The organism is Pseudomonas sp. LY-1 (assembly GCF_053502595.1).
In genome coordinates, this window is sequence record NZ_CP094353.1 from 3,251,628 (window position 1) to 3,271,201 (window position 19,574).

The 19,574-nt window shown below is 62.8% G+C and carries 17 protein-coding genes; 12 read left to right on the top strand and 5 right to left on the bottom strand.

Going from position 1 to position 19,574, the window contains the following annotated elements; translation table 11 throughout:
- Positions 1-5: 5 nt before the first annotated feature.
- A complete protein-coding gene (gene acnB, locus MOQ67_RS14860; protein WP_017846468.1) occupies positions 6-2,606 on the bottom strand; it encodes a bifunctional aconitate hydratase 2/2-methylisocitrate dehydratase in 2,601 nt (866 codons plus the stop codon).
- Between the two features lie 396 nt (positions 2,607-3,002).
- Between acnB and MOQ67_RS14865 the strand changes: the two genes are divergently transcribed.
- Positions 3,003-3,473, top strand: coding sequence for a DUF1289 domain-containing protein (locus MOQ67_RS14865; RefSeq protein ID WP_017846467.1), 471 nt, complete (start codon positions 3,003-3,005; stop codon positions 3,471-3,473).
- Between the two features lie 3 nt (positions 3,474-3,476).
- Here MOQ67_RS14865 and MOQ67_RS14870 read toward each other — a convergent pair whose 3' ends face one another.
- The gene (locus MOQ67_RS14870; protein ID WP_017846466.1) at positions 3,477-4,340 is read right to left on the bottom strand and encodes a universal stress protein; all 864 of its coding nucleotides are present in this window, start codon (positions 4,338-4,340) and stop codon (positions 3,477-3,479) included.
- A 149-nt stretch (positions 4,341-4,489) separates the two neighbouring features.
- On the opposite strand from MOQ67_RS14870, the gene miaE reads away from it, so the two are divergent.
- The 3 genes from miaE (at position 4,490) to MOQ67_RS14885 (ending at position 7,249) form a co-directional block, all read left to right on the top strand.
- Positions 4,490-5,092 (top strand): tRNA-(ms[2]io[6]A)-hydroxylase, encoded by a 603-nt coding sequence (gene miaE, locus MOQ67_RS14875; protein ID WP_198718217.1) that lies wholly within the window; start codon positions 4,490-4,492, stop codon positions 5,090-5,092.
- Positions 5,093-5,263: 171 nt separating this feature from the next.
- The gene (locus MOQ67_RS14880; RefSeq protein WP_017846464.1) at positions 5,264-5,971 is read left to right on the top strand and encodes a winged helix-turn-helix domain-containing protein; all 708 of its coding nucleotides are present in this window, start codon (positions 5,264-5,266) and stop codon (positions 5,969-5,971) included.
- Positions 5,972-7,249 (top strand): ATP-binding protein, encoded by a 1,278-nt coding sequence (locus MOQ67_RS14885; RefSeq protein WP_017846463.1) that lies wholly within the window; start codon positions 5,972-5,974, stop codon positions 7,247-7,249. It abuts the gene before it with no gap.
- Positions 7,250-7,460: 211 nt separating this feature from the next.
- Here the strand turns inward: MOQ67_RS14885 and MOQ67_RS14890 are convergent, their stop codons facing one another.
- The 3 genes from MOQ67_RS14890 to MOQ67_RS14900 form a co-directional block, all read right to left on the bottom strand.
- The gene (locus MOQ67_RS14890) at positions 7,461-9,284 is read right to left on the bottom strand and encodes a serine hydrolase domain-containing protein (RefSeq protein WP_198718275.1); all 1,824 of its coding nucleotides are present in this window, start codon (positions 9,282-9,284) and stop codon (positions 7,461-7,463) included.
- A gap of 94 nt (positions 9,285-9,378) precedes the next feature.
- Positions 9,379-9,867, bottom strand: a complete 489-nt coding sequence (locus MOQ67_RS14895) for a GFA family protein (protein WP_017846461.1) — start codon at positions 9,865-9,867, stop codon at positions 9,379-9,381.
- 33 nt (positions 9,868-9,900) lie between these two features.
- Positions 9,901-10,791 carry a LysR family transcriptional regulator gene (locus MOQ67_RS14900; protein ID WP_046490979.1) on the bottom strand — a complete coding sequence of 297 codons (891 nt, stop codon included), beginning with the start codon at positions 10,789-10,791 and terminating at the stop codon, positions 9,901-9,903.
- Positions 10,792-11,020: 229 nt separating this feature from the next.
- Between MOQ67_RS14900 and MOQ67_RS14905 the strand changes: the two genes are divergently transcribed.
- The 8 genes from MOQ67_RS14905 (at position 11,021) to dctM (ending at position 19,561) form a co-directional block, all read left to right on the top strand.
- Positions 11,021-11,839: an FAS1-like dehydratase domain-containing protein gene (locus MOQ67_RS14905; protein WP_046490981.1), complete on the top strand. Its 819-nt coding sequence runs from the start codon at positions 11,021-11,023 to the stop codon at positions 11,837-11,839.
- Between the two features lie 28 nt (positions 11,840-11,867).
- The gene (locus MOQ67_RS14910) at positions 11,868-13,031 is read left to right on the top strand and encodes an acyl-CoA dehydrogenase family protein (RefSeq protein ID WP_046490983.1); all 1,164 of its coding nucleotides are present in this window, start codon (positions 11,868-11,870) and stop codon (positions 13,029-13,031) included.
- Positions 13,032-13,041: 10 nt separating this feature from the next.
- Positions 13,042-14,391: an MmgE/PrpD family protein gene (locus MOQ67_RS14915; RefSeq protein WP_198718274.1), complete on the top strand. Its 1,350-nt coding sequence runs from the start codon at positions 13,042-13,044 to the stop codon at positions 14,389-14,391.
- A 9-nt stretch (positions 14,392-14,400) separates the two neighbouring features.
- Positions 14,401-15,597, top strand: a complete 1,197-nt coding sequence (locus MOQ67_RS14920; RefSeq protein WP_198718273.1) for a CaiB/BaiF CoA transferase family protein — start codon at positions 14,401-14,403, stop codon at positions 15,595-15,597.
- 14 nt (positions 15,598-15,611) lie between these two features.
- Positions 15,612-16,427, top strand: a complete 816-nt coding sequence (locus tag MOQ67_RS14925; RefSeq protein ID WP_193040277.1) for an HpcH/HpaI aldolase/citrate lyase family protein — start codon at positions 15,612-15,614, stop codon at positions 16,425-16,427.
- A 156-nt stretch (positions 16,428-16,583) separates the two neighbouring features.
- Positions 16,584-17,567 (top strand): TRAP transporter substrate-binding protein, encoded by a 984-nt coding sequence (locus MOQ67_RS14930; RefSeq protein WP_017846454.1) that lies wholly within the window; start codon positions 16,584-16,586, stop codon positions 17,565-17,567.
- An 81-nt stretch (positions 17,568-17,648) separates the two neighbouring features.
- On the top strand, positions 17,649-18,281 hold the full coding sequence (locus MOQ67_RS14935; RefSeq protein WP_057004636.1) for a TRAP transporter small permease: 633 nt from the start codon (positions 17,649-17,651) through the stop codon (positions 18,279-18,281).
- Complete coding sequence (gene dctM, locus MOQ67_RS14940; protein WP_017846452.1) at positions 18,281-19,561, top strand: C4-dicarboxylate TRAP transporter large permease protein DctM; 1,281 nt, start codon at positions 18,281-18,283, stop codon at positions 19,559-19,561. The genes MOQ67_RS14935 and dctM overlap by 1 nt, the downstream gene beginning before the upstream one ends.
- The last annotated feature ends 13 nt before the right edge of the window (positions 19,562-19,574 follow it).

The window sequence follows — 19,574 nt, forward strand, 5'->3', positions numbered from 1 at the left end:
CACCCTTAGGCTTGCAGCACCGGGATGTTGGCGTTTGCAGCGCTTTCACGGAACTCGGCGATCTGATCGAAACTCAGGTAGCGATACACATCGCTGGCCATGGTGTTGATCTTCGCGGCGTATTCCATGTACTCCTCGACGGTCGGCAGGCGACCCAGGATCGAAGCCACCGACGCCAGCTCGGCCGAAGCCAGGTAGACGTTGGCGCCATCGCCCAGACGGTTCGGGAAGTTACGGGTCGAAGTCGACACGACGGTCGAATTCGGTTCTACACGTGCCTGGTTACCCATGCACAGCGAGCAGCCCGGCATTTCCATGCGCGCGCCAGCCTTGCCGTAGATGCCGTAGTAGCCTTCTTCGGTCAGTTGGTGAGCGTCCATCTTGGTCGGTGGCGACAGCCACAGACGGGTTGGCAGCTGACCCTTGACCTGATCCAGCAGTTTACCGGCAGCGCGGAAGTGACCGATGTTGGTCATGCACGAACCGATGAACACTTCGTCGATCTTCTCGCCAGCAACGCTGGACAGCAGACGGGCGTCGTCCGGGTCGTTTGGCGCGCAGAGCACAGGCTCCTTGATGTCGGCCAGGTCGATCTCGATGATTTCGGCGTATTCCGCGTCGGCATCGGCCACCATCAGCTCCGGGTTGGCAACCCAGGCTTCCATCGCTTGGGCGCGACGTTCCAGGGTACGTGCATCGCCGTAGCCTTCGCCGATCATCCAGCGCAGCAGGGTGATGTTGGAGTTCAGGTACTCGGTGATCGACTCTTTCGACAGCTTGATGGTGCAACCGGCAGCCGAACGTTCAGCCGAGGCGTCGGACAGCTCGAAGGCTTGTTCGATGCTCAGGTTGTCCAGGCCTTCGATTTCCAGGATGCGGCCGGAGAAGGCGTTCTTCTTGCCTTTCTTCTCTACGGTCAGCAGGCCAGCCTGGATCGCGTAGTAAGGAATGGCATGAACCAGGTCACGCAGGGTGATGCCAGGTTGCATTTTGCCTTTGAAGCGCACCAGGATCGATTCCGGCATGTCCAGTGGCATCACGCCAGTGGCTGCGGCGAACGCTACCAGGCCGGAACCGGCCGGGAACGAAATGCCCATCGGGAAACGGGTGTGGGAGTCACCACCGGTGCCGACGGTGTCCGGCAGCAGCATGCGGTTCAGCCAGCTGTGGATGATGCCGTCGCCTGGGCGCAGCGACACGCCGCCACGAGTCATGATGAAGTCAGGCAGGGTGTGGTGGGTGGTCACGTCGATCGGCTTAGGATACGCCGCGGTGTGGCAGAAAGACTGCATCACCAGATCGGTCGAGAAGCCCAGGCACGCCAGGTCTTTCAGTTCGTCACGGGTCATAGGACCGGTGGTGTCCTGGGAACCCACGGTGGTCATCTTAGGCTCGCAGTAGGTGCCTGGACGAACGCCAGTCACGCCGCATGCCTTGCCGACCATCTTCTGCGCCAGGGTGAAACCCTTGGTGCTTTCGGCCGGAGCTTCCGGCTTCTTGAACAGGTCGGACGGTGGCAGACCCAGTTCGGCACGCGCCTTCTCGGTCAGGCCACGGCCGATGATCAGCGGGATACGGCCGCCGGCACGGACTTCGTCCAACAGCACCGGGGTCTTCATTTCGAAGGTGGTCAGGACTTCATCGGTACCGTGCTTGCAGACTTTGCCAGCATGCGGGTACAGGTCGATCACGTCGCCCATGTTCATGTTGGTGACGTCGAATTCGATCGGCAGTGCGCCAGCATCTTCCATGGTGTTGTAGAAGATCGGAGCGATCTTGCTGCCGAAGCAGAAGCCGCCAGCACGCTTGTTCGGCACGTAAGGAACGTCGTCGCCGAAGAACCACAGTACGGAGTTGGTTGCCGATTTACGCGACGAACCGGTACCGACCACGTCACCGACGTAGGCGATCGGGAAGCCTTGACCGCGCATTTCTTCGATCTGCTTCATCGGGCCGGTCTTGCCTTGCTCGTCCGGCACGATGCCGTCGCGAGCCATTTTCAGCATGGCCAGGGCGTGCAGCGGGATGTCAGGGCGGGACCAGGCGTCCGGCGCAGGCGACAGGTCGTCGGTGTTGGTTTCGCCGGAGACCTTGAACACGCGCAGGCTGATCTTGTCGGCCAGGGTCGGACGGTTCTTGAACCACTCGCCGTCGGCCCAGGACTGGATCACGGCCTTGGCGTGTGCGTTGCCGGCCTTGGCTTTTTCAGCCACGTCGTGGAACGCATCGAACATCAGCAGGGTGTGCTTGAGTTGAGCGGCGGCAACAGGCGCCAGTTCGGCGTTGTCGAGCAGCTCGACCAGGGTCACGATGTTGTAGCCGCCTTGCATGGTGCCAAGCAGTTCAACGGCGCGTTTCTTGTCGATCAGGGGAGAAGTGGCTTCGCCCTTGGCCAGGGCAGACAGGAAACCGGCTTTGACGTAGGCAGCTTCGTCAACGCCTGGTGGAATGCGGTTGGTGATCAGGTCAACGAGGAATTCTTCTTCGCCAGCCGGGGGATTTTTCAGCAGCTCGACCAGGCCTGCGGTTTGTTCGGCATTAAGCGGCTGGGGAACAATACCCAGGGCTGCACGCTCTTCGATATGTTTGCGGTAGGCTTCAAGCACAGTTATTACCCTCATCAGTGGTCCCACGGGACGCTCATCCAGAAATGAACGGCACGCATGCGCTCGGGGGCTTTTTGGGCCGCAAAGCCAGCGCTGCCGACATTCCTCACAGAAGCTGCTTTCAAAGTTTTACGCCTGCAGAACGGAGCTGATGAGGGTTGGCGCTGGCTTGACCTGCCGGGTCATTGACCATCGCCAACACCGTTCTGAAGGAACGACTGTGCTCGTGACGCTTTGAAAACAGCTTCCAGCGGATTATTGGCGCCTTATAAGGCCGGATGATTCTACGGCAAAAAAAATCTAAACGTAAGTTGCCAAGCCAAGTTTGCTGGGTGATCAACCTTAGACAAAGGGCTAACATGGCGCCCTGTTTCGCTGATTTGCGTGTTGCCGCCCATGTCCAACCAAGCCATCAAGACCCCCTGCGTAGGCCTGTGCTCCACGGTTTACGGTGACCTCGTGTGTCGCGGCTGCAAGCGTTTCCACCACGAAGTGATCCAGTGGAACGGCTATAACGAAGAAGAAAAACGTGCGGTGTGGCTGCGGCTCGAGCAACTGTTGGTGCAGGTCATGGCCGGCAAGCTGGAGGTTTTCGACCCCAAGACTCTGCGCAGCCAGCTGGAGCAACGCAAGATCCGCTTTGTGCCGCACCAGTCCGAGTACTGCTGGGCCTACCAGTTGATCGCCCGCGGGGCACGGGTGATTTCCAACCTGGAGGCCTATGGCATGGTGCTGCTGCCGGAGTTCCGCGAGTGGAACCTGCCGCAGCTGCGCGATGCCATCGACCGTGAGTTTTTCATCCTGTCCGAGGCGCACTACCAGCGCTATATCGCGCCGGGGTTTCTCAAGGATGTGTTGGGCGCCTGACGATCAGGCTTTGTTGGCCAGCTTTTCCAGTTGATCCGTCAGTGCCTGGGGCTTGAGCACCAGCACATCGCTTTCCAGCGCATCGAGCACCACTTCCGCCGTATTGCCGATCAGCGCGCCGGTCAGCCCGGTGCGCGCCACGGTGCCGATGATCGTCACTGCGGCTTTCAAGGTGTAGGCGGCATGGGGAATCAGCACATCCGCCGGGCCTTCTTCGATATGCAGGTGGGCGTCGTCGATATCGAACGTGGCCTGGAATGCCTTGCACTGCTCGCGATAACGCGCCTCGATGGTTTCCTTGAGCTGAAACACCGGGTCGCCGGCCGAGAGCATTGGCGATGGATGGGCGCTGATGACATGCAGTGACGCCTTGGCCAGGCTGGCGATGTCGAAGCCGTAGTCGATGATCATGTGGTGCAGCGCACGATGCTCGGTGTCGGTATTGCCTACATCGATGGCGGCGAGAATGACGCCGTCGTTCCATGGCGTTGCTGTCTTGACCAGCAGCACCGGCACCGGGCAGTAGCGCAACAGCTTCCAGTCGGCCGGGGTCAGCAGCGCCTTTTTCAGCGGGCTGTCGGGGTAGTGCTGCTTGATCACCAGGCCACAGCCTTCGGCCTGCTGCACCTCGATGATGGTTTCATGCAGGCTGGTATTCCACGCCTGTTCGGTGGTGACGCTGTAGCCGTCTTCGGTCAGGCCGGACTTGAGCAGGCTCAACAGCGCCGAATGCTCATGTTTCTTGTCGCACACCAGCAGGTGCAGGCGCGCGCCGGTAGTCCCGGCGATCAGTTTGGCGCGTTTGAGGGCCAGGCTTTCCGAATGCTCGGGCTCAAGGACCACCAGGATGCTGCGGATGGCTTGCATGATCGGGACTCTCCAGAAAGGGGGCGTTGAACAACTATAGTTGCTGCCCGCCAGACGTCATGTTGATGCACATCAAGGCCAGCGGCTGGTGGTCTGCGGCGCGGTCGGTATAATCGGCGACCTTTTGTGATCCTTTGCCCGTGAGCCCGATGAACCTGCCCGAAATCCACGAATTCCTCGGTTGCCCCACCCCTGACGCCTGGGTCCAGGCCGCGTTGGCCGATCAGGAAACCCTGCTGATCGACCACAAGAACTGCGAATTCAAGGCCGCCAGCACTGCCTTGAGCCTGATCGCTAAGTATCACAGCCATGTCGACTTGATCAATATGATGTCGCGCCTGGCCCGGGAAGAGCTGGTCCATCACGAACAGGTCATGCGCCTGATGAAGACGCGCAAGGTCGCGCTGCGTCAGTTGCACGCCGGGCGTTATGCCTCGGGCTTGCGCAAGGTGGTGCGCAGCCACGAGCCGGTCAAACTGGTGGACACCCTGGTGGTCGGCGCCTTTATCGAGGCGCGCAGTTGCGAGCGTTTCGAGGCGCTGGTGCCACATTTGGACGAAGAACTCGGCAAGTTCTACTTCGGCCTGCTCAAAAGCGAGGCGCGGCACTACCAGGGTTACTTGAAACTGGCTTATCAGTATGGCGAGGCCAAGGATATTGCCCAGGTGATCGAGCGGGTGAGGGCGGCCGAGCAGGAACTGATCGAGTCCCCTGACGTCGAGTTCCGCTTTCACAGTGGCGTGCCAGCCTGAGGCGACGGCTGCGCATACAACGCTCGGTGACGGCGTTAAAAATTGCAGGCTATTTGTTAAAAACTCTTAAAAGCATGAAGCTTCATCGCGTGTGGCCGGCCAAGCGCTGCCGGCGGGCAACTTGCCACCTATAATGCGCGCACTTCAATCCGCGTTGTGCACTGAGAACTTATGGAAAACCTGGGGCTGGGCAAGGTATTGCTCGTTGAGGACGATGAGAAGCTGGCAGGGCTGATCGCGCACTTTCTGGCACAGCACGGTTTTGAGGTACGGGCGGTGCATCGCGGTGATGCGGCCTTGGCGGCCTTTCTTGACTTCAAGCCGAAGATTGTCGTGCTCGACCTGATGCTGCCGGGCCAGAGCGGCTTGCATGTGTGTCGCGCGATTCGCGCGGTGTCCGACACGCCGATCGTGATCCTCACCGCCAAGGAAGACGACCTGGACCACATTCTCGGCCTGGAGTCCGGCGCCGACGACTATGTGATCAAACCGATCAAACCGCCGGTGCTGCTGGCCCGCCTGCGAGCGTTGCAACGGCGCCAGGCGCCGGAGCCGACGGTGCGCGGTGCCATCGAGTTCGGGCGCCTGGTCATTGACCGCAGTTGCCGGGTGGTCAGCCTGGGCGGCGAGAAGATCGACCTCACCACCATGGAGTTCGAACTGTTGTGGTTGCTGGCCAGCAGCGCCGGCAAGATCCTCTCGCGCGATGACATCCTCAACCGCATGCGCGGCATCGCCTTTGATGGCCTGAACCGCAGCGTCGACGTGTACATCAGCAAACTGCGCGGCAAGCTCAACGATAACCCCCGTGAGCCGGTGTGCATCAAGACTATCTGGGGCAAGGGTTATCTGTTCAATCCGTTTGCGTGGGAGGTCTAGATGCTGCGCCTGTTTCTACGCCTGTATGTGATTCTGGCCCTGGGCCTGGCGGGAGCGATCTGGCTGGTCAACTACACGTTCGACGAGTTGCTGCCCGAAACCGACGAAACCTATAGCCGCGAGGCCGTGCGCGGCCCGGCCTATGGCCTGGTCGAACAACTGCGACCGCATGTCGGCGAAGCGCGGCAAGCCCGCTTGGCCGAATTGCAACCCCATTACGGGCTGCACCTGAAGCTGGTTGAAAGCGAAGCCCTGGGGCTGTCCGAGCGTGAAAAAAAGCTGCTGGACGACGGCTTGCTGGTGGTGCGCGGGGACTTCAAGGAGTTCCTCTCCCGCATCGACAGTGGCATGCAGTTGCTGGAAATCAAACTGCCGGAAGAACCCAAATGGATGTACATGTGGGTCTACGGCTTTCTCGGACTGTGCCTGGCTATCGTGCTGTATTTTTGGGTGCGCCCGCATTGGCGCGACCTGGAGCATATCCGCCTGGCCGCCCAGCGCTTCGGCGATAACGACCTCGGCTCACGCATCCTGTTGCCGCGTCGCTCCACCGTGCGCGAACTGGCCGGGCACTTCAACCAGATGGCCGAACGCATCGAGAGCCTGATCGCCAACCAGCGTGAGTTGACCAACGCGGTCTCCCACGAACTGCGCACGCCCATCGCGCGCCTGTCGTTCGAGCTCGACCAGCTCAAACAACAGGCCGATCCCCGGCAGAGCCTCGCACTGATCACCGACATGTATGCCGACCTTGGCGAGTTGGAGGAAATGGTCTCTGAATTGTTGACCTACGCCAGCCTGGAGCGCGGCGCCACCCAGGTCACGCAGGAAAATATCGAGGCCCACAGCTGGCTCGACAGTGTGATCGGCAGCGTGGCCCTGGAGGCCGAGGCGGAAGGCGTGCAGTTGTCCTTGCGTACCTGTGAAGTCGACGTTATCCAGATCGAACCGCGCTTCATGGCGCGTGCGGTGATCAACCTGCTGCGCAACGCCATTCGTTACGCCGACCGCCGCGTGGAAGTGTCGCTGGTCAAGTTCGGCAGTGGTTATGAAGTGCGGGTCTGCGATGACGGCCCCGGCATCCCCGAGGAAGGCCGGGCGAAGATCTTCCAGCCGTTCATCCGCCTCGACGCCAGCCGCGACCGCCGCACCGGCGGCTTCGGCCTCGGCCTGGCGCTGGTGCAGCGGGTTTGCCAATGGCATGGCGGGCAGGTCCAGGTAGTCGATTCGGAGTGGGGCGGGGCGTCGTTTCGGATGAGTTGGGCGTATACCGAATAAGGTTTTTGGGGGGGGCAGGTACGGGGGGGCGATTGCAAAAAGCCGCAGACTGCTGTGCCGACAGTCACACCGCCCAAGTCATAGCTGGCACTCACGCCCAATTGCGTGCGCGATTTGATTTTTCCCAGGGCCTTGTCGGCGCCCTCGACAGGCACACTGAGCTGATGGACAGGCAAAGGTGTTTCGAACGCATAAGCAGGTGCATCCATGGTTAGAAAATCAAGGGCTTATGGGGCGACTGCGTGCGTTTGAAGGCGTAGCCCGAGGCGCTGAGGCCGTTGACCTGGCGGCTGACGGTGTCGCCCAGGCCATAGCCGTTGCCGGCAAGCACGGCATGGGCGTGGTCCACGGGCAGCAGGATGTAATCGGTCAGCGGCTTGTCGTGCAGTTGGCCGCGAATCACCAGGAAGCCTTCTTCCAGGCGCACGCTGATGCCGCTGAGTGGCGCGTCGGGTTCGTGGGTGCTGAGCACTTGATAGGTGCCGACGGTGTCGGCCCAGGCCAGTGGCAGGGGCGGCGGGTCGATGCGTTCGCCCACGGCCACCCGCTGGCCGTGACTGCGCGCGGTGAGTATCTGCCGGCCTTGCACCGTCACCACGTCCAGTTGCACGCGGCCCAGCCCGCCGAGATCCTTGAGCCAGAACCCCAGGACTTTTTGCTGCGCGCGCAACCAGCCGTCTTCATCGCGCAGCAGTTCGAAGGTGTATCCGGCCAACTCGCCGGACAATCGCGTAGGGGTATCCCTGATCCGGAATACGCCCCAGGCCGTGGCGTAGAACCCGGCCAGGCGCTTACGGTCGATGGCGGCGGGCACCTGGCGCAACTTGCCCCCGTGCTTGGGCGCCTGGCAGTCGTCGGCGCATACCGGCGCGCCGGTTTGCGCCTGGAGCATCAGGCGCAGGGTGTCGGTGCTCAGCGCGACCACCATGTCTTCGGCGTTGCTGTCGTTGGCCATGATGATCACTGCCAACTGCTGGTCGGGCAGCACCGTCACCTGCGCGGCAAAATCGTCGCCCCCGCCGCTGTGCTGGAACGTGCGTATGCCTGGGCTGACTGGCTTGTCGCCACAGGGCGAGAGAAACCAGCCCAGGCCCATCTGGCAATCGAAGTCCAGCACGTTGCCGATATTTTGTTGGGTAAACATCTGCTCGATGGAAGCGCGGTCCATTACGCGGGTGTCGTTGTAGAGGCCTTGGGCGAACAGCATCTGTACGTAGCGGCTGAGGTCCTTGGGGCTGGTCCACAAGCCGCTGGCGGCGAGGTCGCGCACCTGGGCGTCGGTACTGGCGCTGCCATCCTGATAGCCGAGCGCGCGGTGGGGCACGTGCGCGCTGACGCCGACAAAACTCGATTGGTTCATCTTCAACGGCTTGAACAGGCTGTTTTGCAACTGGGTCTCGAATGCCTTGCCGCTGCTGCGTTCGATAGCCGCGCCCACCAGCGCATAGCCGAGATTCGAGTACGCCACCTGCGAACCCGGCGGGGTGCTCAGCCACACGCCCGACATACGCATTGGCATCTGGCCCATGGCGAAGGTGTTGCGCAGGCCGCGCAGGTGTTCGCTGGGCAAGCCCGACTGATGACTGAGCAAGCGGCGCAGGGTGATGGCGCGGTCGGCGTCGGCCTGGTCGTCATGGAAGCGCGAGCGCACATAGAACTCGCGCAAGGTTTGCTGGATCGGTGCGTCAAGGGCCAGTTGCTGTTGTTCCACCAGTTGCAGCGCGGCGGTGGCGGTGAGGAGCTTGGAGATCGCGCCGGCGCGAAATGCCGTATTCGGCGTCACCGGTACGCCCCGGGCCTTGTCGGCCACGCCGAAACCATTGGCCCAGATCAACTCTTGGCCATTGACCAGGGCGATGGACAGCCCGGGCACCTGCTCCCGGGCCATCTCCCACGGAATGCGGGTTTGTAGATAGCGAATGATCGCGTTGTAGTCGCCCTTGGGGATCGGCGGCGGGGCAGGCGGTTGACCATGGCAACCGATACTGCCGAGCAGGCAGCCCAGCAGCGGAATACCGCGCAATGTGCGAAACATGAAGAGCACCCGGATGGCTGTTTGGATGCTCGAATGCTAGGGAAGGGCTGTCCGACAATCTTTGCAAGCTTTGTCGGAAAACTGTCAAAGACTGTTAACGCGCCAACCCCAACCGCTCATGCCACTGCGCGATCGATTCCTGCGGGTATTCATCGAACTGCAGGTCGCCCTTGCGCACGCTGACTTCGACCCAGGGCGCCTTGGAACCGAGCATCAGGTGCGTGTGCTGTGGCGGCACCGGCAACGGTGTGTCGATGGCCGAGGCAAACGGATGGATCAGCTCCGGCCACTGCGGGCTGAACAGCCATAGCGCGCTGCCGCATTGTGAACAGAAATGCCGTTCGGCGCTGCTGGCATGGGCGCGGCTGGCGCCTTCGGGCTTGAGCCTGGCGTGGTAGATCGAGATCAGCTTGCGCCCGCGCACTTTCAGGCTGTTGCTGTCGCCCGCGAGGTTGATCGCGTAACCGCCGCCACCCTGGGTCTTGCGGCAAATCGAGCAATAGCAGCGCTGGTAAGGGTAGGGGTGGGCGCTGGTCAGGCTGAACGTCACAGCGCCGCAATGGCAGGAACCTTCGAGTTGCATGGGCAGTCTCCTCTGGCAAGGTGACTCTGGAGTCTAGGCGCTTTGCGGCATCAAGGTCGCGATCAGGGCACGAATGGTCCCCGGCAGCGCTTCCAGTTCGCGCACCAGGATACTGCGTTCGCGAATCGCCCACGGCTCATCCAGTTTCACCGCCACCAACTGCATGGTCCGGCTGTGCCGCACGGCGGCGGATTCCGGGATGATGCCAATGCCCACGCCCGCCTCGACCATCCGGCAGATCGCCTCGAAACTCGACATTTGGATGCGCAGCGACAACTGCTTGCCGACCCGCTCGACGTGCTCGCGCAGGAAGCTCAGCAAGGTGCTGCCTTCGTGCAGGCCTATATGCTGGTAGGCGAGGGTCTGTTCCAGCGTCACCGAGGGTTGGTCCGCCAAGGGGTGGCCCACGGGCACCATCAATACCAGTTTATCGGTGCTGAAGTGCAGCACCTGCAGGCCCGCGGCCTCCACAGGGCCGGCGATGATGCCCATGTCGCTGGTGCCATCGAGCACGCCGCGCACGATATCGCGGGACAGGCGCTCCTGCAGGTCGACAGTGACACCAGGCCGCTGGGAGAGGAAACCGGCCAACACTTCGGGAAGAAACTCAGTGACCGCCGTGGTGTTGGCGAAGATGCGGATATGCCCGGCGGAGTCGACGCCGTATTGGGTGAACTCACTTTTCAGGTAGTCCACCTGGCGCATGATCAGCCGCGCATGGTGCAGCAGCCGCTCGCCTGCCGGGGTGATCTCCACGCCGCGGCTGTCACGGTACAACAGACGTGTTTCCAACTGGCCTTCCAGGGCCTTGATGCGCGCACTCGCAGCCGCCGGCGAGAGGAAGGCGCGCTTGGCGCCCTGGGTCAGGCTGGGCGATTCGGCGATATGGATAAACAGGCGCAGGTCGGCGAGATCGAAGTGCATGGCGGCTCCGGGGTGGACAGGGCTGTTCGGTGCAACGGCGGTGCGGGGCTTGCCTGCGCTGACAGTGTGCCGGCGATGAAAATGCCAACCAACCGAAGCAAGCCCGTTGCCCATCAATGCGTGGCGTTCAGCATAGCCGAACGCTGGCTTATTGAAATGCAAATTCTCAGAACGGTCGGGCGCTTGCATGATCCGGAGCACACATTCACAGCCCGAGGACCTGCACCCGATGAGCGCCACTGATTGGATCGGCCGAAGCGAAACGGCCCACGACCACCTGAGCCACAACCTGCTCACACGCATCGCCGCGACATTCGGCGAGCCCGTGCCCGAACACGGCGCGGCGGTGCCGCCGTTGTGGCAATGGTGTTTCTTCCAGGACCCGCTGCCGGAATCGGCCCTGGGCACCGACGGCCACCCGGCCCGTGGCGGCTTCCTGCCGCCGGCGGATAACCGCAATCGCATGTGGGCCGGTGGGCGTCTCGAGTTCCTGCATCCGCTGCGCGCCGGCGAGGCGGCCAGCCGTGTGTCGACCATCACCCAGGTCGAAGAAAAAACCGGCCGCACCGGTGCGTTGCTGTTTGTCACCGTGCGCCATGACTACACCCAGGACGGCCGCCTGGCGATCCGCGAAGAACAAGACATCGTCTACCGCGAACCGACCCCACCCAAGCCGGGCAACGGCGCTGCGCTGGCGGCGGGTGAGTGGTGCGAAGCGATCGAGCCGACGCCGACCCTGCTGTTTCGCTACAGCGCCGTGACTTTCAACGGCCACCGCATTCACTACGACTATCCCTACGTCACCGGCACGGAAGGCTATTCGGGCCTGGTGGTGCATGGGCCGTTGATCGCCACGTTGAGCCTGCGCGCCTTTTGTCGGGCCCATCCCCGCGCCACGGTGCGCCGTTTCGACTATCGCGGCGTGCGCCCGCTGATCGCTGCGCAACCGTTTGAAGTCGCCGGGCGTATCAGCCAAGCCGGCGTGGCAGAGCTGTGGGCCGGTAATCACGATGGCTTGGCCCAGCAGGCCCGTGTGCATTTCGAATAACACCAGAACAACAGGCGGAGAGCCGTTAATGAACCCGAATGACAATGAAGCACTCAATGCCATCCGCGCAGGCGTGCGCGCTTTGTGCGCCGAATTCGATGCGACGTACTGGCGTCGGATCGACGAAGAAAAAGCATTCCCCGATGCCTTCGTCAAGGCCTTGACCGCCGCCGGCTGGCTGTCGGCGATGATCCCGGAAGAGTACGGCGGCTCCGGCCTCGGCCTGGCTGAAGCGTCGGTGATCCTTGAAGAGGTCAACCGTTGCGGCGGCAACTCCGGCACCGTCCACGGCCAGATGTACAACATGTTCACCCTGCTGCGCCACGGCAGCGCCGCGCAAAAACGCTTCTACCTGCCCAAGCTGGCCAGTGGCGAATTGCGACTGCAATCGATGGGCGTCACCGAGCCCAGCACCGGCACCGACACCACCAGGATCAAGACCACCGCGATCAAGCGCGGCGATAAGTACGTGATCAACGGCCAGAAAGTCTGGATCTCGCGGGTGCAGCATTCCGACCTGATGATCCTGCTGGCGCGCACCACGCCGCTGGCCGACGTGAAGAAAAAGTCCGAAGGCATGTCGATCTTCCTCGTGGACCTGCGCGAGGCGATCGGCAACGGCCTGACCGTGCAACCCATCGCCAACATGGTCAACCACGAAACCAACGAGCTGTTCTTCGACAACCTCGAACTGCCTCTGGACAGCCTGATCGGCGAAGAGGGCAAGGGCTTCAAGTACATCCTCGACGGCCTGAATGCCGAGCGCACCCTGATCGCCGCCGAGTGCATCGGCGATGGCCGCTGGTTTATCGAAAAGGCCAGCGCCTATGCCCGCGACCGTGTGGTGTTCGGCCGGCCCATCGGGCAGAACCAGGGCGTGCAGTTTCCGATTGCCGAAGCGCATATCGAAATCGAAGCGGCCGACCTGATGCGCTGGCGTGCCTGCGAGGAATACGACCGTGGCGCGCCTGCCGGGGCCAGCGCGAACATGGCCAAGTACCTGGCGGCCAAGGCGTCCTGGGAGGCGGCCAATGCGTGCCTGCAAACCCACGGCGGCTTTGGTTTTGCCTGCGAGTACGACGTGGAACGCAAATTCCGCGAGACCCGCCTGTACCAGGTGGCGCCGATCTCCACCAACCTGATCCTGTCCTACGTGGCCGAGCACTTGCTCGAACTGCCACGCAGTTTCTGAGGGCCTGAACATGAGCCATACCCAAGCCCTGTGTCGGTTCCTCGCCGAATTGACCTATGCGCAGTTGCCCGAACCGGTGCTGGCGCGCACCGAAGACCTTTTTCTCGATTGGCTGGCGTCGGCGCTGGCCAGCCAGGGCGCGCACCCGATACCACTGTTTGAACGCTACGCGCAGAAAATGGGGCCGAGCAGCGGCCCGGCGCAGGTGATCGTCAATGGCCGCAGCAGCAGCGCGTATTTCGCCGCGTTGGTCAACGGCGCCTCGTCGCACCTGGTGGAGCAGGATGACCTGCACAACAGCTCGGTGCTGCACCCGGCGACGGTGGTCTTTCCCGCGGCCCTGGCGGCGGCCCAGGACCTCGGCAAATCCGGCCGTGAACTGCTGCTGGCCGCGGTGGCCGGTTATGAAGCCGGAATTCGCATCGGCGAATTCATGGGCCGTTCCCACTACCGCATCTTCCACACCACCGCGACCGTCGGCACCTTGGCGGCGGCGGTGGCCGTGGGCAAATTGCTGGGGTTCGATCAGGAGCAATTCATCAACCTGCTCGGCAGCGCCGGCACCCAGGCTGCCGGGCTGTGGGAGTTTTTGCGCGATGCCGCCGACTCCAAGCAATTGCACACGGCCAAGGCGGCGGCGGATGGCTTGCTCGCCGCGTACCTGACGGCGGACGGGCTGACGGGCGCGCGCAATATCCTCGAAGGCGACCAGGGCCTGGCGGCCGGGATGTCCCGCGATGCCGAACCGCACAAGCTGTCCGCCGACCTCGGCCGGCGCTGGGCGCTGCTGGAAACCTCGTTCAAGTTCCATGCCTCGTGTCGCCACACCCATCCTGCCGCCGATGCGCTGCTGCAGTTGATGCAGCGTGAAGGCCTCGATGCCGCCGCGATCGCCAAGGTGCAGACCCGCGTGCATCAGGGCGCCATCGATGTGCTGGGGCGCGTCACTACGCCGGCCACCGTTCACCAGGCCAAGTTCTCCATGGGCACCGTGCTGGGCCTGATCGCCGTGCATGGCAAGGCCGGGCTGGTTGAGTTCCACACGCTGGCACTGAGCGATCCCGCCGTCTCGGCCTTTCGCGACAAGGTCAGCATGACCCTCGATCGCGAAGTCGACGACGCCTATCCGCAGCGTTGGCTGGGCCGCGTCACCGTCACCACCGAGGATGGCCGCACGCTGCACGGCGCTATCGACGAGCCCAAGGGCGACCCCGGCAACAGCCTCAGCCGCGCCGAGCTGGCGGATAAATTCCAGCGCCTCACCCAGTTCAGCGGCGCGCGCACCCCGGCCGAGGCCGACGCGTTGATCGCCAAGGTCTGGCAGCTGCGCAACACCCCGTGCATGGCCCACTGGCTTTGAGGAATCGTCATGACTGCTAATCAACGACCGCTGGACGGTATCACCGTTGTCAGCCTGGAACATGCGATCGCCGCACCCTTTTGCACACGCCAATTGGCCGATCTCGGCGCGCGCGTGATCAAGATCGAACGCCCCGGCAGCGGTGACTTCGCCCGTGGCTATGACGAACGCGTGCGCGGCCTGGCGTCGCATTTCGTGTGGACCAACCGCTCCAAGGAAAGCCTGACCCTGGACCTCAAGCAAGACGCGGCGGGCGCCATTCTCGACAGCTTGCTCGCCGACGCCGATGTACTGGTGCAGAACCTCGCACCCGGTGCAGCGGCGCGCATGGGCCTGTCGTTCGAGACGCTGCATGCGCGCTTCCCGCGCTTGATCATCTGCGATATTTCCGGCTATGGCGAAGGCGGGCCCTACGCGCAAAAGAAGGCTTATGACCTGTTGATCCAGAGCGAGGGCGGCTTTCTGTCGGTGACCGGCGGGCCCGCTGACGACCAGATGGCCAAGGCCGGTTGCTCCATCGCCGACATCGCCGCCGGCATGTACGCCTACAGCGGCATCCTCTCGGCGCTGTTGTTGCGCGGCAAGACCGGCGAGGGCAGCCATATCGACGTGAGCATGCTGGAAAGCCTGGTGGAGTGGATGGGCTACCCGATGTACTACGCCTTCGACGGAGCACCGCCACCGCCGCGTGCCGGAGCGGCGCATTCGACGATTTATCCCTACGGGCCGTTTCCCACCGGCGACGGCGGTACCGTGATGCTCGGCTTGCAGAACGAGCGCGAATGGGCGGCGTTCTGCGACAAGGTGCTGCTCACCCCGGCGCTGGCCACGGACGAGCGCTTCTGCGCCAACTTCAAGCGCTCGGCCAACCGCGAGGCGCTGCGCCGGATCATCGTCGACAGCTTCGCCCGGCTCGACGCCGAGGCCGTCATCCAGCGCCTGGAACATGCGCAGATCGCCAGTGCCCGCGTCAACGATATGCACGGCGTGTGGGACCACCCGCAACTCAAGGCACGTGACAGCTGGCGCGAAGTCGCGAGCCCGGCCGGTCCGCTGCCAGCGCTGTTGCCGCCAGCGCGTAATACTGCATTCAGCCCGCGCATGGATGCGGTGCCCGCGTTAGGCCAGCACAGCCAGGGCATTCTCGATCAGCTCGGTTATTCGGGCGAAACCATCGACGACCTGCGCGCGCGCGGCGTTATCTGACAAGGAGTGTGGTGATGCCAACGCCTGTAGTTCGTTCAGCCCTGTTCGTTCCCGGCAGCCGCCCGGAGCGGTTTTCCAAAGCGCTGGCCAGCGGTGCCGACGCGGTGATTGTGGATTTTGAAGACGCGGTAGAAGAGCCGCTCAAGCGGCAGGCGCGGGAGAACCTTGGCGCGTTTTTGCGCGCCCACCCCGACGCCCGGGTGTGGGTGCGGATCAACGCGCCGGAGCACGCCGAACACGCTGACGATGTGGCGTTCTGCAGCGCCCATGCAAACGTGGCGGGCGTGCTGCTGCCAAAAGTCGAAAGTGCCGCCCAGGTCGCGGTGGTGGCCGCCGCCGGCAAACGGATCTGGCCGATTATCGAAAGCGCCAAGGGCCTGCTGGCGGTGGCCGCGATTGCCCATGCGCGGCAGGTGGAGCGCCTGTCGTTCGGCGGCCTGGACCTGGCGCTCGACTTGAATCTGAGCAGCCCTTCGCCAGCGGCTGACTTTGCCCTGGACCAGGCGCGCCTGGCGCTGATCGTGCATTCCCGCGCCGCCGGCCTGGTGGCCCCGCTGGACGGCGTCCACCCGGCCATCGACGACCCCGAAGGCCTGCGCCGCTCGATCCGGCATGCCTATGAAATGGGTTTTGCCGGCGCGCTGTGCATCCATCCCCGGCAGGTGGCGGTGATCCATGCGGCCTTGGCTCCGAGCGCCGCAGACTTGGCCTGGGCCAAGCGCGTGGTGGCGGGCGGAGCCCACGGGGCCGGCGCGTATCAGATCGATGGGCAGATGGTGGATGCCCCGGTTCTGTTGCGCGCACAACGGCTGCTCGCCGCCCGGCGCTGACGGGCGCAGCCGAAGCCAGAGGCGAGAGAGGATCTGCATTTTCGTTCAGGTTGGCGTTCATCTAAGCCGAACGCAGGTATCAAAAACTCGAAATTCACTACACGCGCCATATCAGGCACCTTGCCCTACAACACAACAATAAGAAGGTGATTTCCCATGCTCAAGCTCTCCCGGGCGCTGTTCTGCGCCGCCACCTTGTTCGTCGCGGGCCTGGCCCAGGCGGCGGACCCGATTGTGATTAAGTTCGCCCATGTGGTTGCCGAAAACACGCCCAAAGGCCAGGGCGCATTGCTGTTCAAGAAACTTGCCGAAGAACGCCTGCCGGGCGTGGTCAAGGTCGAGGTGTACCCGAACTCGTCGCTGTTCGGCGATGGCAAGGAAATGGAAGCGCTGCTGTTGGGCGATGTGCAGATGCTCGCGCCGTCCCTGGCCAAGTTCGAGCAATACACCAGACAGGTGCAGATCTATGACCTGCCGTTCCTGTTCAACGACCTGGCCGCCGTCGACCGCTTTCAGGCCGCCCAAGGCAAGCAGTTACTGACCTCGATGCAGAACAAGAACATCCTCGGCCTGGCCTATTGGCACAACGGTCTCAAGCAGTTGTCGGCCAACAAAGCCCTGCACGAACCCAAGGACGCCCGTGGCCTGAAGTTCCGCGTGCAAGCCTCCAGCGTGCTTGAAGAACAGTTCAAGGCGATCCGCGCCAACCCGCGCAAGATGAGCTTTGCCGAGGTCTACCAGGGCTTGCAGACCGGTACGGTCAACGGCACCGAAAACACCTGGTCGAACTATGAAAGCCAGAAGGTCAACGAGGTGCAGAAGTACTTCACCGAGTCCAACCATGGCCTGATTGACTACATGGTGATCACCAACGCGAAGTTCTGGAACGGCCTGCCAGCGGATGTGCGCAGCACCCTGGAGCAGATCATGGCCGAGGTCACCGTTGAGGTGAACAAGCAGGCCGAGGCGCTGAACCAGTCGGCCAAACAGAAGATCGTCGACGCCAAGACCAGCGAAATCATCGAACTGACCCCCGCGCAACGCCAGCAATGGCGCGAAGCCATGCGCCCGGTCTGGCAGATGTTCGAAGGCGAGATCGGGGCTGACCTGATCAAGGCGGCGGATGCGTCCAACCTGTAATGCCGGGGCATACCGAGATCCCTCCCACAGGTTGATCCGGTTTCCACTCTGAAACCTATTCCCGCTTCGCGAGGTTTTGCCATGCAAACGCTCAGGCGCGTCTGGGAGCACCTGGAGGAAGGCGTCATTGCCTTCCTGCTGGCCGCCATGACCCTGGTGACATTCGTTTACGTCATGCTCAACAACATCTACACGCTGTTCTTTGCCCTGGCCGACCAGTGGGCCTGGAGCAGCCATTTTTTCAACGCCCTGGGCGACGGCACCATGACCTGGGCCCAGGACATGACCTGGAGCGTGGCGCTGACCAAGGCCATGTTCGGCTGGCTGATTTTCTTCGGCATTTCCTACGGCGTGCGTACCGCCGGCCACCTTGGAGTGGATGCGCTGGTCAAGCTGACCGGACGCCGGGTGCAGCGCTTGCTTGGGATGCTTGCCTGCCTGTGCTGCCTGGCCTATGCCGGGCTGTTCATGGTCGCCAGTTACAGGTGGGTGAGTGCGGTGATGACAGCGCACATCGGCGCCGAAGACCTCGACCAGTTCGGCATCGATGTCGGCGACATCGTGCTCATCGTGCCGGTCGGCTTTGCCCTGGTGTTTATCCGCTACCTGGAAATTTTCTATCGCCTGTTCACCCACCGCCAGGTCGGGTTGGGGCTGGCCGACGAGGCCGGTGAAGCGAGCAAATTGGCCGGCGGCCATGAGGAGCGTCACTGATGGCCGTGCTCTGTCTGTTTCTGCTGTTGTTTGTGTTCATGTTCCTCGGCGTGCCCGTCGCGATTTCCCTCGGATTGTCCGGCGCGGTGTCGATCCTGATGTTCAGCCAGGACTCGGTGAGTTCCCTGGCGATCAAGCTGTTCGAAACCTCGGATGCCTATACCTTCCTGGCGATTCCGTTCTTCCTGCTGTCCGGTGCGTTCATGACCACCGGCGGCGTGGCGCAGCGGCTGATCGACTTCGCCAATGCGTGTGTCGGGCATATCCGTGGCGGCCTGGCGATTGCGGCGGTGTTGGCGTGCATGTTGTTTGCCGCGTTGTCCGGTTCGTCACCGGCCACCGTGGCGGCCGTCGGTTCGATTGCGGTGGCCGGGATGGTGCGCTCCGGTTACCCGAAGGCGTTCGGCGCGGGCATCATCTGCAACGCCGGCACCCTGGGCATCCTGATTCCGCCGTCGATCGTGATGGTGGTGTATTCGGCCGCCACGGAAACGTCGGTCGGCAAGTTGTTCATGGCCGGGGTGATCCCGGGGCTGCTGCTGGGCCTGATGCTGATGGTCGCGATCTATATCGTGGCGCGCATCAAGAAGCTGCCGGCGCAGCCACGGGCGAGCTTTCGCGAGTGGCTGGCCTGCGCGCGCCGTGCGTTCTGGGGCTTGCTGCTGCTGGTGATCATCCTCGGTGGCATCTACAGCGGGATGTTCACCCCGACCGAAGCCGCGGCGGTGGCAGCGGTGTACTCGGCGTTTGTCGCGCTGTTCGTCTACAAGGACATGAGTTTGCGCGACTGTCCCAAGGTGCTGCTGGAGTCCGGGCGGCTGGCGATCATGCTGATGTTTATCATCGCCAACGCGATGCTCTTCGCCCATGTGTTGACCACCGAACAGATCCCCCAGGAAATCACCGCCTGGGTGCTGTCCGAAGGGCTCACGCCGATCGGCTTCCTGATCATGGTCAACGTGGTCTTGCTGATCGCCGGCAGTTTCATGGAACCGTCGGCGATCGTGTTGATCCTGGCGCCGATCTTCTTTCCGATCGCGATGAAGCTGGGCATCGATCCGATTCACTTGGGGATCGTGATGGTGGTGAATATGGAAATCGGCCTGGTCCACCCGCCGGTGGGCTTGAACCTGTTCGTGACCTCGGCGGTGACCGGCTTGACGCTGGGGCAGACCATTCGTGCGGCGATGCCGTGGCTGATGATCCTGTTGGTGTTCCTGATCATGGTCACCTACCTGCCGTTCATCTCGCTGGCGCTGCCGCACTGGCTGGGGATGTAGACCTCACGATGTG

Bases quoted from the DNA above. Each gene is read 5' to 3' on its own strand.
- MOQ67_RS14935 (WP_057004636.1), top strand. From the start codon at position 17,649: ATGCAAACGCTCAGGCGCGTCTGGGAGCACCTGGAGGAAGGCGTCATT.
- MOQ67_RS14880 (WP_017846464.1), top strand. From the start codon at position 5,264: ATGGAAAACCTGGGGCTGGGCAAGGTATTGCTCGTTGAGGACGATGAG.
- MOQ67_RS14895 (WP_017846461.1), bottom strand. From the start codon at position 9,867: ATGCAACTCGAAGGTTCCTGCCATTGCGGCGCTGTGACGTTCAGCCTG.
- MOQ67_RS14915 (WP_198718274.1), top strand. From the start codon at position 13,042: ATGAGCCATACCCAAGCCCTGTGTCGGTTCCTCGCCGAATTGACCTAT.
- MOQ67_RS14925 (WP_193040277.1), top strand. From the start codon at position 15,612: ATGCCAACGCCTGTAGTTCGTTCAGCCCTGTTCGTTCCCGGCAGCCGC.
- MOQ67_RS14885 (WP_017846463.1), top strand. From the start codon at position 5,972: ATGCTGCGCCTGTTTCTACGCCTGTATGTGATTCTGGCCCTGGGCCTG.
- MOQ67_RS14870 (WP_017846466.1), bottom strand. From the start codon at position 4,340: ATGCAAGCCATCCGCAGCATCCTGGTGGTCCTTGAGCCCGAGCATTCG.
- MOQ67_RS14910 (WP_046490983.1), top strand. From the start codon at position 11,868: ATGAACCCGAATGACAATGAAGCACTCAATGCCATCCGCGCAGGCGTG.
- MOQ67_RS14920 (WP_198718273.1), top strand. From the start codon at position 14,401: ATGACTGCTAATCAACGACCGCTGGACGGTATCACCGTTGTCAGCCTG.
- MOQ67_RS14890 (WP_198718275.1), bottom strand. From the start codon at position 9,284: ATGTTTCGCACATTGCGCGGTATTCCGCTGCTGGGCTGCCTGCTCGGC.
- MOQ67_RS14905 (WP_046490981.1), top strand. From the start codon at position 11,021: ATGAGCGCCACTGATTGGATCGGCCGAAGCGAAACGGCCCACGACCAC.
- MOQ67_RS14900 (WP_046490979.1), bottom strand. From the start codon at position 10,791: ATGCACTTCGATCTCGCCGACCTGCGCCTGTTTATCCATATCGCCGAA.
- MOQ67_RS14865 (WP_017846467.1), top strand. From the start codon at position 3,003: ATGTCCAACCAAGCCATCAAGACCCCCTGCGTAGGCCTGTGCTCCACG.
- dctM (WP_017846452.1), top strand. From the start codon at position 18,281: ATGGCCGTGCTCTGTCTGTTTCTGCTGTTGTTTGTGTTCATGTTCCTC.
- miaE (WP_198718217.1), top strand. From the start codon at position 4,490: ATGAACCTGCCCGAAATCCACGAATTCCTCGGTTGCCCCACCCCTGAC.
- MOQ67_RS14930 (WP_017846454.1), top strand. From the start codon at position 16,584: ATGCTCAAGCTCTCCCGGGCGCTGTTCTGCGCCGCCACCTTGTTCGTC.